Consider the following 12,171-nt stretch of genomic DNA (forward strand, 5'->3'; position numbering starts at 1 on the left):
GTAAACGTATTAAATCATCATAAAAAATTAAGTAATAATTAGTAATTCAATGTTTCTTAGTGAAGTCGCTTAAAAAATGAACTTCGATTAAAGTACATATTTGTTTGGCAATATTTTTTCTATCCTTAAAAGCATATTAGAATATGTTTGAGTTAATTCCTACAAATGATTTAATATCAAACGAAAATTTACTATAAAATTATATTTTTTTAATTCATACAAGAATACATGGGTGATTTATCATTTTACAATTCTTTCTTTAGATGTTTTAACTTACATAACACACATCGAGTCACTTTTTCATTGTACTATAACATAATAATATGAGGTAGCTTTTCTATTAATTCTTTTATAATTATTCACTGTATAAATGCAAAAGGCTCATCTATCTGATATCTTCAGATAAATGAGCCAATACTCAAACCAATTAATAGACTATCAGTTTTTCATTGGGCAAGTTTATATAGGATCGGAAGTCTAACTTACATATTAGTACTTTCCTTTTCTAATTTTGCAGCTTGTTTACGTTCAATTTTCTTCACTAATAAAATACTGATTTCATACAATAATATCATAGGAATAAGCACGATTAATTGGCTCATAAAGTCAGGTGGCGTGATCAAAGCAGAAAGTACAGCCATCGAAACGTATGACCATTTTCTAATACTTTTCATCGCAACAGATGTTAAAACACCTATTGTTGATAAAAACATTGCTAAAATCGGCAACTCAAACAATAAACCTATCGGAACAGTTGTCATAATTAAATAACTCATATATTGACTAGCAGAAATCATGACATCAAAGTTTGATTCACCTATTCCAACGAGAAAACTGTAACTTAGTGGGTTTAATACATAATAACCAAATGCAACACCAATAACAAATAAAACAAGCATTACAGGAGAATATAATCCTAGAAATCCTTTTTCATTTTCCTTAAGCCCAGGTTTGATGAAATTCCATACAAAATGCATCAGGAATGGTAAAGATAGGCCTAAGGCAAGCGTTGTTGAAATTGACATATAGAATTTGATCACTTCAAGTGGACCTAGAATAACTAAATCATGTCCTCTTGTTACATATGGAAGCCATTTGTTCACTGTAGCAAATACAATGATGAAAAAGAACACAAAAACTGCCAGACCTTTAATTAGTTGCTTTCTTAAGTCGGCTAAATGTTCTACAAAAGCTTCACTTACATCAGCTAGAGAAGAATCTTCTTCTTGCTCCTGCTCGATACTCGAAAGAGAAGCAGATTCTTCTACTTCTTTTTCTTTCTCAATTTCTTCTATATCTTCACTAATTTTATCCAAAGGGCTGAGTACTTTTTTTGCATTTTCTTCATATGGATCCATACGAACACCCTCTAGTTAGATTTCTTTTTTATCAGAAGTTGATTTTTCTTTTTTTGCTTCATCGTCTTCGTCAATTAAACCTTTAGTTGACTTTTTGAATTCTGTAAAGGTTTTACCTACTGCAGAACCAATTTCAGGCAATTTTTTTGGTCCAAAAACGATTAAGACAATGATTAAGATAACGATTAATCCTGGAACTCCAATTGCACCTAATCCCACGACTCATTCCTCCTTCATCAGTGAACTAGTTTAACAGATAATTTTCTATTAAACCAATGAACCGCCTTTTTTAGAGTATTTAATAATACCTTCAGCACAACGTAATGCTAAAGCACCGACAGTATCAGTTGGGTTATAACCAGAGTTATTCGCAAATGAACCGGCACCTACAGCAAATAGATTTTCACAATCCCAGTGTTGTAGATAATTATTTACTACACCATCTTCTGGAGTCTTACTCATTACTGTACCACCAGTGTTATGAGTTGATTGGTAAGGTACGATATTGTAATTTGTAATTTCCGCACGTGCTTCAACTGTTTTAGCACCCATTTCTTTTAAGACTTCTGCGCACTTATCTGAAATGAACTTGTGTAATTTTTTATCTTGTTCAGTAAAATCATAATTTAATTGTAACAATGGAACACCGTAAACATCTTTATATTTAGAATCTAAAGTTAAGAAGTTTTCTTTGTGAGGAATAGAAGCACCTTGAGCACCTACACTAAGAGAACGAGTATAGTTCATAATTGAATCTTTTTTCCATTCAGCACCCCATGTTGGTGTATCAGAATGTGTTGGGTTATTACCGATTGGACGGTTACCTAATTGTGTTAATTCAATATTACCACCATGGATAAATCCAAGTTTAGAGTGATCAAAGTTATCACCATTAAAATCATCAATACACATACCTAACGCACCAGCACCCATGAATGTATTGAATTGTTCATCGAAGAAACCTGTTGCACCAGGCATAATTTGATAGCAATAGTTACGTCCTAGAGTACCTTTACCAGTTGCAGGATCATACATAGTACCAATATTAGATACCATTAATAATTTAGCATTATTCATCATATATGAAGTTAATACAACAACGTCTGCTGGTTGAATAAATTCTTCACCTGTTACAGTGTCAAGGTATTTAACACCTGTTGCTTTGTTTCCTTTTGTTAAAACTTCAACAACATTTGAGTTAAAACGAATTTCGTATTTACCAGATTTTAATGCAGTTGGGATAACAGCTACTTCTGGAGTAGCTTTAGCGCCATATTCACAACCAAAGCGTTCACAGAAACCGCAATATTGGCAAGCATTAAGAGTATTACCATAAGGGTTTTTGTATGTTGCACTCATGTTTGAAGATGGCATCATGTATGGATGATAACCTAATTTTTTTGTTGCTTTATCGAATTTTTGTAATAATGGTGTTTTCTTCATTGGTTTGTTCGGATACTTATCAGAACGTTTACCAGTTAGAGAGTTTTCTTCACCACCAGTACCAGCTATTTTTTCGAATTTATCATAGTATGGTTCTATTTCATCGTAAGTTAGACCCCAGTCTTGGTATAGGTAGTCTTTACCTAGGAAATCTTTACCGTACTTTTTATCTGTCATTGTTTTAATTTCAAAGTCATATGGTAAGAAACGGAATACTTGTCCATTCCAGTGAGTACCAGCTCCGCCAAGACCTTCACCAAGTAAAAAAGAACCTAATTGGCGCATTGGTAATGCTTGTTGTTTACGATTGTTACGGAAAGTGACTGTTTCTTTAGATAAGTCTTGCATTAATTCATAACGAATTGCATAACGATATTCATCATGTACGTTGGCAAAGTTTGCTGTACCACGATCTTTACCTCTTTCAAGTCCTACAACTTTTAATCCGGCATTAGTACATTCAGCAGCAACGATACCGCCTGTCCAACCAACACCGACAGTTACAACATCAACTTTTGGCATAGTTTTAGCCATTGATACAACCTCCTAAATTAGTGCATACCTAGTGATCTAGGTTCGATTTTTTGGAATCCTTCTTTTTCAATTACGTTAATATAAGACATTTGGTGACCTGGGAAGCCTTTCATTTTCCAGCCTTCCATGTTTCTGTTACCACCATACAATGGATCAGAATAAGCACCTTCAATTGTTGCAGAGCGAAGTAAATTGAAGAAGAATCCGGCGGTAACACCTTTCATCTTAATTTCATCTTTTTGGAATGCAGTTAAAATCACATCACGTTCTTTATCAGAAATATCTGTAAAGCTTTTTTTGTAACGTTTTTGAGCTTCAGATTCTAAAGATTGAACACCTTGAGTGAAAATTTCAGCACGAGTCAAACGAGATTGGTAACCTTGAGTAGGTTGACCAGCGCCGAATGGTCCTTGCATATATTCTTTTGAGTTACTACCATATTGTCCTGCTAATTGATGATCGATGAAGTAAGGAACACCTAAGTCAATAGCACCTGCGCCTAAATCGTCTTTAGGAAAAATACGTTCAGTAGCTGCGGCTAATATATTAAAATCCTTATCAGTTGTGAAGAACATTTTACCTTCACTTGTAGATGTTTGGTTTGTTTTTGTTTCTGTAGTTTTCGTTGGTGCAGTAGTTTTTTTAGAGTTAAATCCGATTAATCCGCCGATTAATCCACCACCGATTAACGTTCCTGTAGCAATACCAGTTGTTTTCAGGAAGTCACGTCTTGAAATATCTTTATTACTCATTATTAGAACCCTCCCTTAAAATAATAGAAATAATTTTTCCACTCGAGATAAATAAAAACACTTACCTTTAAGCTTAAGTATTTCCCGGTTAGATATTATTCTAATCTTACTTATTTATAAAAGTTTTAAAAAACGTCACATTTATCTATTTTAGTGATGTCGGTCCATATGAACAATAAGTCATAATCATCATAAAAATGAATAGAAAATGAATTATTTTTGCATTTTGTAAAATATGTAAAAAAAAGTATTAACTGTTTTTAACAGATAATACTCTTTTTCTATAAAAATTAACATAATATTGAATATAGATTATAAAGAATTTGTAAATTTAAACTATTCTATATTTTCATGATCAAATAATTATTTTTAAAACATTATATTGCAAAAACATTTTAGTATAATTCAATCTAAAATGAATTTAAGACTTATACTATTTTTGCTGGTATTTTTTTACATAAAATACTATGGTTGCGTTAACAACAATAGTATTTATCTTCTATTTAAATAAGCAATATATTTTTTTATTGTAATACTGTTTGTTTCGTTTCTTTTCCTAATAATAGGATGGCTAGTATACCTATCAAAATAGACACACAGAAGATGGAGAATATCCAACCAATCGAAAATCCTTTTGTCATCAATACCCCCACTAAAAGCGGTCCAAATATTCCCCCTAACCTACCGATAGATGCTGCCATTCCTACCCCAGTTCCTCTTATGACTGTTGGATATTGCTCTGGCGTATAGGCATAGAGTGCACCCCAAGCACCTAAATTAAAGAAGGATAGTAACATTCCTGAAACGATTAACATCCAAGTAATATCTGTTAAACCAAATGCAAGTGCACTGATAGCAGTCCCAAATAAATAGGTAGCTAAGACAAATTTACGTCCTACCTTTTCAATTAACCATGCTGCCGTAAAATATCCAGGTAACTGCGCAAGCGTCATAATTAGGACATATTCAAAGCTTTTGATCAAGCTAAATCCTTTTAACACCATAACACTTGGTAGCCATAAGAACATACCGTAATAAGAAAATACAACAGTAAACCAAACAATCCATAACATTAGTGTAGGTCTCATATATTTTTTAGACCAAACATCCTTTAAATTTTGCAATATACTTCTAGACGGATTCTTTTTTGCAGTAAATTGCGGTGAATCTGGTAAATGCAAACGTAAATAGATTGCATAGAGTGCAGGTATAGCAGTTAATAGCAATGCCACTCTCCAGCCATACTCAGGAATAATAAAATAAGAAATAAGTGCTGCTAATAACCAGCCAACTGCCCAAAAGCTTTCTAACAAGACTACTACTCTTCCTCTTTCATGTGAAGCTACACTTTCAGAAACTAATGTAGAAGCAACTGGCAACTCCCCACCTAAGCCCATTCCAATAAAAAACCGTAAAATCATAAATATGGCTAGAGTAGTTGCCATGGCCGATAATCCACTTGCTATAGAGAAAATAACTAAAGTCCAGATAAAAACAGATTTCCGTCCGATTCGATCTGCAAAAATGCCAAACACAAAAGCTCCAACTGCCATACCGATAGAATTGATACTACCAATCCACCCCATTTGTTCAGAGGTTAAATTCCATTCTTTGGCTAAAGCCGCAATAACGAATGATAGAATTCCAACGTCAAGAGCATCGAATAGCCAGCCAATACCAGCTACACCTAGCAATTTATTTCTTGAGATTGTTGGTGTATTAACTACTGCCTTTGTCATTTTATACGCCTCCTAAGCTTCCTTGTGTCTTTACACCAGTAAACTAATTTGTAAATACAACTATACACAGAATTATATTTTGTGACAAGATGTAAAATAAATTCAAATAGTTTTGAAAATTTACAAGATACTATTGAAAACAGTACTTGAAATGAGTTAAAATGTCTCTTATAGAAAAACACTTGTACTTTTAGAATGAACATCAAAAGATTTTATATACAAAGGAGAATGTTACAAATGTGGAAAGGCCTTTTAAATCACTATAAAGAATTTTTACCCGTAACTGACAAAACACCTGCCTTAACTTTGCATGAAGGAAATACACCATTAATTTATTTAGATACATTATCAAAAGAACTTGGAATTGATTTACATGTGAAATTTGAAGGTTTAAATCCAACTGGTTCTTTCAAAGATCGTGGAATGGTAATGGCAGTGGCAAAAGCCATTGAAGACGGTAGTAAATGTGTTATCTGTGCTTCAACTGGTAATACTTCTGCTGCTGCTGCCGCTTACGCTGCCCGTGCAGGGATTCAAGCCATCATCGTTATACCAAAAGGTAAAGTTGCAGCCGGCAAATTAGCTCAAGCTTATATGTACGGTGCTAAAATTATTGAAATAGATGGCAACTTTGATGAAGCATTACAAGTTGTTCGTGATATTAGTGAAACAACTGCTGTTACTTTAGTAAACTCCGTAAACCCATATCGATTAGAAGGCCAAAAAACAGCTGCATTTGAAGTTTGTGATCAATTAGGAGATGCTCCAGATATCTTAGCAATTCCGGTCGGCAACGCCGGTAATATTAGTGCCTATTGGAAAGGCTTCAAAGAATATCATGAGAAAAAAGGTACGAAATTGCCAAAAATGTTCGGATTTGAAGCTGAAGGTGCTGCTGCAATCGTTCAAGGTGCTCCAATTGCACATCCTGAAACAATCGCTACTGCTATCCGCATCGGAAATCCTGCAAGTTGGAAACTAGCAGAAGCAGCACGTGATGAATCAGAAGGTAAAATCGGTTCTGTAACAGATGAAGAAATCTTAAACGCTTATCGACAAATTGCCGCAAAAGAAGGTGTATTTGCAGAACCTGGATCTGCTGCTTCCGTTGCAGGTGTAATACAATCAGTTGCAAATGGCTCTATTTCAAAAGGTAGTCGTGTAGTTGCTGTATTGACAGGTAATGGTTTAAAAGATCCTGATACAGCTGTGAAAGCTTCAAATGTGGACATGGTATCCCTACCGAATGATGAGGAAGAAATCCGCAAATATATTGAGGGATTAGTATGAGTAAAAAATGGTCTATTACTGTCCCAGGAAGTACTGCTAACCTAGGTCCTGGTTTCGATTCGATTGGTTTAGCTTTAGGTTTATATCTTCATTTGGACGTAACGCTTAGTGATCAATGGGAGTTTGAGCATCATTCCATACATCTCCCAGAAAAATTCACTGTGGAAGATCATTTAATCTATAAAGTCGCAAAAGAAACTGCTGAACGATACAATGTTAGCTTGCCACCTTGTAAAGTCATTATGCAAAGTGAATTACCTTTAGCACGTGGTCTTGGTAGTAGTGCGTCCGCCATCGTTGCAGGTATTGAAATTACAAACCAAGTATGTAATTTAGAGTTATCAACTGATGAGCGTTGTCGATTAGCTTCTAAAATTGAAGGGCATCCAGACAATGCTGCTGCATCTGTTTGTGGAGGACTTACAATTGGCTCTACATTACCAAATGGCCAGCTAGAACTTATTCATGTACAAGATGTAGACGCAGCTTTTGCAGTTTTTATACCCAACGTTGAGTTAAAGACTGAAGAGGCTCGTAAAGTATTACCTGCAAACTATGACAAAGCATATGCTGTACACGCAAGTGCTAACGCAAATATGCTAACAGCAGCATTGTTATTAAAAGACTATAAACGTGCGGGTGAATTTATGGAGCACGACTTATTCCATGAACCATTTCGCGCTAATTTAATTCCAAACTACCATGAAATTAGACAAACCGCCAAAGATGCTGGAGCGTACGGAACTGCTATCAGCGGTGCTGGTCCTACCGTCATTTCATTGGTTGATAAAAATCACGTAGAAAACTTTGTTACAAAGATGAAACCGTTATTTCCAAACTACGATATTAAAGCTGTACAGGTCGATGACAAAGGTGTACAGGTCAATGTAACAGAGTTGGTTGAATAATATATGTAAATAAGAGGGATTGCAAAATGCAATCCCTCTTATTTATGCTAATAACACTAAACTAATAGCCATGACAATCATCCCTAAAACAACACCATAAATAGACGAGTGTGCCTCATCATATTTTCGAGCAGCCGGTAATAATTCATCTAGTGAAATAAACACCATAATCCCTGCTACCCCTGCAAAAATCAAGCCAAATATAATTTCATTTAAAAAAGGCATTAGCAGTAAGTAAGCAACAAATGCACCAACTGGTTCTGCTAATCCTGATAAAAAGGATAGCTTAAATGCTTTCTTACGATTCCCCGTTGCATAGAATATAGGCACAGATACAGCTATCCCTTCCGGAATATTATGTATAGCTACAGCTATCGCAATCGCCAAACCTAAATTTGGATCATTTAGAGCTGACACAAACGTTGCTATTCCTTCAGGGAAATTGTGAATACCAATTGCCAGTGCTGTAAAGACCCCCATTTTCATAAGCTTCGTATATTCTTCTTTTGAAGGTCCCTTTTGTAAGTCTTCAACCATTTTTACTTCATGTGGATTTCCTTGCTTCGGTATCATCTTATCAATCAGAGTAATTAATAACATCCCCGCAAAGAAACCTATGACTGTATATAAATACCCTTGCTTCGCTCCTAATTCACTTACTAACGCAATCTTTGCCTTCACGAAAATTTCTACCAATGATACATAAATCATAACCCCTGCTGAAAACCCTAATGAAAAAGATAAGAACTTTGTATTCGTCCTAGAAGTAAAGAATGCTATCAAACTACCAACACCTGTTGCTAACCCTGCAAACAATGTCAAGCCTAATGCATATAAAACACTCCCATCCATCCGCATACCTCCCCAATGATTGAAAATTGGCTTTTGCTCATTGTATGCAAATAGTTTCCTTTATGCAACTTTATTTCATAGGGAAATTTTAAAAAGCTAACTAACTGGCATCATTCTAAAAACTACTTCAATTAAATTGTATTTATCTTTGAATAATACCTATAATTAATCGTATTAAAAATATACAATTATAATTATTACCTTTCGATACTTTAATGGAGTGATTTACTACAATGGATGATTATATAAAAAAAGGAACGATGAACTTTCGAAAAGCTAACTTAGCGTTATTTGCTGGTGCTTTTAGTACATTTGCAAATTTATATATGACTCAACCTGTGTTACCGACACTTTCAAAATTTTTTAATATATCACCTGCTACTGCAAGTCTTTCCTTATCATTAACAACCGCAGCCTTAGCATTTAGTATGTTAATCGTTGGTTCACTTTCAGAGGCTTGGGGACGAAAACCAATTATGACTTTTTCAATGGTTGCCGTAGCCATTTTAACTTTTCTTATTGCATTTTCTCCAAACTATCACATGTTACTTACCTTGCGAGTCATACAAGGAATAGTATTCGCAGGTCTCCCTGCAATTGCCATGGCTTATCTCGGTGAAGAAATTGAACCGGCTAGTTTAGGTGCTGCGATGGGTCTGTATATTAGTGGAAATTCAATTGGTGGCCTTGCAGGACGGATTATTATGGGTACTGTTAGTGATCTATTTAATTGGCGGATTGGTATGCTCACAATAGGGACTATTAGTTTACTTGTTGCCATCGCCTTTTATTTCTTGTTACCAGCATCAAAACACTTTAACGCAGAAAGGCTTGCATTTAAACCGTTATTTAAATCGATGGTTATGCATCTAAAAGATCCTGCATTATTAAGTCTATTTGGAATAGGTTTCTTATTAATGGGATCGTTTGTAACGATGTATAACTATATTGGATTTCAACTATTGAATCCTCCATACTCATTAAGTCAAACAGTGGTCGGTTGGATTTTCTTAATCTATTTAGTTGGTACATTCAGTTCTGCATGGATGGGCGGATTAGCTGACCAACATGGTCGTTTTAAAATATTATTAACAGGCATCGGTCTAATGCTTGTAGGTGCTGTTCTTGCTTTAGCAGGAAACCTAATTCTAAAAATCTTTGGAATTGCTATTTTCACTTTTGGTTTCTTCGGCGGACATTCCATTGCAAGTGGTTGGGTTGGTCAAAGGGCTAGTCACGATAAAGCTCAAGCCTCTTCACTCTATTTATTTTTCTATTATGTAGGGTCAAGTGTTGGTGGTACAAGTGGCGGGATTTTCTGGACTAAGTATGGATGGAATGGTGTTATTAGTATCATTTTATTGTTTTTAGTTGTAGCAAGTATTTTAACTTATACGATCAATAAAATAACCATAAAGAAAACAAGACTAGGATAAATAAAAAGGATTGTCCAACATCAAGATTGAACAAATCCTTTTCTACTCAAGGTAACCTAAAATGACTCCTATTTTTAGGTTACCTTTTTGAATGCCTATTAATAATTCTTCTTCTTCGTTCATACCAAATTACTAAAACAATAAACCAAGTATAGCCAATGGACCAACCTGCAATTACATCTGATGCAAAATGACGACTTCCTGCTACTCTGGATAGACCTATTAAAATGACCATTATCGTTGCCAGTAACCATACCGTTAGTTTTCTTTTTGTTGAAGCTTCATACTCAGTTGCAAGGTAAGCAATTGTGAAAACATAGAGAATTCCAATCATAGCATGTCCTGAGGGAAAACTAAAAGTCGATAATTGATGCGGGATAATTGGTCGTGGTCTTTGTACCCATTCCTTTATTAAACGATTTAGCACATTTCCTCCAGCTATTGTGATTAGCGTGAACATCATACCACGATAATTATAATCACGAATCCATAGCCATATTAGTAAGAGGAATGTTATGACCATTATAAACTTCGTCTCCCCGAAGTAATGGAAAAATTCAATTACGTCATTACCTTTCAATATCTTTGAAACAGTTGTATCTAAACTGGCAACCCAATTACTTTTAATATTTATCAACATAACGCCAAATAACACAAACGTTATAATAGATAAAGGATAGAAAAATTTCTTCACTCCATTTTCCTCCTTTTAAATTCCTTCCAACATATTATATTCATATGTAATACTATACCTAGTTATTATGCTAGATAAAAGTGATTAAAAATAAATAATTACATAACAAAAGGCGACTTAAAAGTATGAACCCCTTTTAAGTCACCTTTTCTACATATTTTAAACCTTAACTACTATAATGCAGATTCTACTTCTTTCGCCATTTCAGCTACAGATTGTAACCCACCGCCAGATAAGTACCAAACCTCTGGGTTAAGGTAAATGATTTTACTCTCTTTATAGGCTGTTGTTTTCTTAACAATATCATTTTCAATATCTTTTTTCGCAGAAGCACCTTCAGCAACAACTGCGTCACGATCGACAACAAAGATAATGTCAGGATTTTTCTCTAGTACATATTCATAAGATACGTTTTGTCCATGAGTAGAAACCTCAATTCCCTCATCAGCTGCTTTGAAACCAAATACATCATGGATTAATCCAAAACGTGATGCCGGACCATAAGCACTAATCTTGCCTTCAGAACCTAAAATGATTAAAGATTTTTTATCTAAATCCTTTGTTTCACCTTGTACTTTTGCAATGGTATCATCAATTTTTGATAATTCGTCTTTTACTTGGTCTTCTTTATCAAAGATTTGACCAGCTAATTCTGTATTCTTTTTAAATGAATCGATGTAGTTTGCAGTGTCTAATCCTACATATACAGTTGGAGCAATTTCACTAAATTCTTTATATAGACTCGCTTGACGCCCTGAGATAAAAATAACATCTGGAGCAATAGTAGCTAATTTTTCAAAATCAGGTTCTTTTAGAGAACCAACATTTTCATATTCAGAACCTTCATATTTCTTAAGATAAGTAGGAATTGAATCTTGTGGAACACCTGCAATCTTAACGCCTAATGTATCAAGTGTATCTAAGAATCCCATATCATAAGCAACAACCTTTTTAGGATTTTTAGGAACCTTTACTTCATCCTTCACAGAATCTGAAGAGCCATCCTCATTTTGAATACCAAAATCGTTTGTTACTGTTATTGTTTCTTTCTTTGAACCCGAGTTTGAATCTTCTTTACCTGAATCTTTGGAGCCACATGCTCCTAATACAAGAAATAACGCAAAAACCAATGTTAACAATGACCACTTTTTCATTTTCTCTTCTC

At 34.6% G+C, this 12,171-nt stretch carries 11 protein-coding genes; 3 read left to right on the forward strand and 8 right to left on the reverse strand.

Translation table 11 applies throughout. From position 1 onward, the window contains the following. Positions 1 to 482 precede the first annotated feature (482 nt). The 5 genes from tatC to D1606_RS17040 form a co-directional block, all read right to left on the reverse strand. A complete protein-coding gene (gene tatC / locus D1606_RS17020; protein ID WP_119417213.1) occupies positions 483 to 1,358 on the reverse strand; it encodes a twin-arginine translocase subunit TatC in 876 nt (291 codons plus the stop codon). Positions 1,359 to 1,373: 15 nt separating this feature from the next. Further along, positions 1,374 to 1,577, reverse strand: a complete 204-nt coding sequence (tatA, locus tag D1606_RS17025; RefSeq protein WP_119417214.1) for a twin-arginine translocase TatA/TatE family subunit — start codon at positions 1,575 to 1,577, stop codon at positions 1,374 to 1,376. A gap of 48 nt (positions 1,578 to 1,625) precedes the next feature. Beyond that, complete coding sequence (locus D1606_RS17030) at positions 1,626 to 3,335, reverse strand: GMC family oxidoreductase (RefSeq protein WP_119417215.1); 1,710 nt, start codon at positions 3,333 to 3,335, stop codon at positions 1,626 to 1,628. A 17-nt stretch (positions 3,336 to 3,352) separates the two neighbouring features. Continuing rightward, on the reverse strand, positions 3,353 to 4,087 hold the full coding sequence (locus D1606_RS17035; RefSeq protein ID WP_119417216.1) for a gluconate 2-dehydrogenase subunit 3 family protein: 735 nt from the start codon (positions 4,085 to 4,087) through the stop codon (positions 3,353 to 3,355). 524 nt (positions 4,088 to 4,611) lie between these two features. Then, positions 4,612 to 5,826, reverse strand: a complete 1,215-nt coding sequence (locus D1606_RS17040; protein WP_119417217.1) for an MFS transporter — start codon at positions 5,824 to 5,826, stop codon at positions 4,612 to 4,614. 237 nt (positions 5,827 to 6,063) lie between these two features. Here D1606_RS17040 and thrC point away from each other — a divergent pair, with 237 nt between their 5' ends. After that, positions 6,064 to 7,116 carry a threonine synthase gene (gene thrC, locus D1606_RS17045; RefSeq protein ID WP_119417218.1) on the forward strand — a complete coding sequence of 351 codons (1,053 nt, stop codon included), beginning with the start codon at positions 6,064 to 6,066 and terminating at the stop codon, positions 7,114 to 7,116. After that, complete coding sequence (thrB, locus tag D1606_RS17050) at positions 7,113 to 8,024, forward strand: homoserine kinase (RefSeq protein WP_119417219.1); 912 nt, start codon at positions 7,113 to 7,115, stop codon at positions 8,022 to 8,024. Before thrC ends, thrB begins: the two co-directional genes overlap by 4 nt. A gap of 42 nt (positions 8,025 to 8,066) precedes the next feature. On the opposite strand, the gene zupT is transcribed toward thrB, so the two are convergent. Next, a complete protein-coding gene (gene zupT / locus D1606_RS17055) occupies positions 8,067 to 8,876 on the reverse strand; it encodes a zinc transporter ZupT (protein WP_119417220.1) in 810 nt (269 codons plus the stop codon). Between the two features lie 233 nt (positions 8,877 to 9,109). Between zupT and D1606_RS17060 the strand changes: the two genes are divergently transcribed. After that, positions 9,110 to 10,312: an MFS transporter gene (locus D1606_RS17060; protein WP_119417221.1), complete on the forward strand. Its 1,203-nt coding sequence runs from the start codon at positions 9,110 to 9,112 to the stop codon at positions 10,310 to 10,312. Positions 10,313 to 10,391: 79 nt separating this feature from the next. Here D1606_RS17060 and D1606_RS17065 read toward each other — a convergent pair whose 3' ends face one another. Further along, positions 10,392 to 11,006: a phosphatase PAP2 family protein gene (locus tag D1606_RS17065; RefSeq protein ID WP_119417222.1), complete on the reverse strand. Its 615-nt coding sequence runs from the start codon at positions 11,004 to 11,006 to the stop codon at positions 10,392 to 10,394. 173 nt (positions 11,007 to 11,179) lie between these two features. Continuing rightward, on the reverse strand, positions 11,180 to 12,160 hold the full coding sequence (locus tag D1606_RS17070) for a siderophore ABC transporter substrate-binding protein (protein WP_119417223.1): 981 nt from the start codon (positions 12,158 to 12,160) through the stop codon (positions 11,180 to 11,182). Positions 12,161 to 12,171 lie beyond the last annotated feature (11 nt).

Origin of the sequence: Rummeliibacillus sp. POC4, assembly GCF_003576525.1 — a bacterium.
Classification (GTDB): Bacteria; Bacillota; Bacilli; order Bacillales_A; family Planococcaceae; genus Rummeliibacillus.

Excerpts from the sequence above, each read along its gene's own strand:
- D1606_RS17030 (WP_119417215.1), bottom strand. The coding sequence starts at position 3,335 with ATGGCTAAAACTATGCCAAAAGTTGATGTTGTAACTGTCGGTGTTGGT.
- D1606_RS17040 (WP_119417217.1), bottom strand. The coding sequence starts at position 5,826 with ATGACAAAGGCAGTAGTTAATACACCAACAATCTCAAGAAATAAATTG.
- D1606_RS17070 (WP_119417223.1), bottom strand. The coding sequence starts at position 12,160 with ATGAAAAAGTGGTCATTGTTAACATTGGTTTTTGCGTTATTTCTTGTA.
- D1606_RS17035 (WP_119417216.1), bottom strand. The coding sequence starts at position 4,087 with ATGAGTAATAAAGATATTTCAAGACGTGACTTCCTGAAAACAACTGGT.
- thrC (WP_119417218.1), top strand. The coding sequence starts at position 6,064 with ATGTGGAAAGGCCTTTTAAATCACTATAAAGAATTTTTACCCGTAACT.
- tatC (WP_119417213.1), bottom strand. The coding sequence starts at position 1,358 with ATGGATCCATATGAAGAAAATGCAAAAAAAGTACTCAGCCCTTTGGAT.
- zupT (WP_119417220.1), bottom strand. The coding sequence starts at position 8,876 with ATGGATGGGAGTGTTTTATATGCATTAGGCTTGACATTGTTTGCAGGG.
- D1606_RS17060 (WP_119417221.1), top strand. The coding sequence starts at position 9,110 with ATGGATGATTATATAAAAAAAGGAACGATGAACTTTCGAAAAGCTAAC.
- thrB (WP_119417219.1), top strand. The coding sequence starts at position 7,113 with ATGAGTAAAAAATGGTCTATTACTGTCCCAGGAAGTACTGCTAACCTA.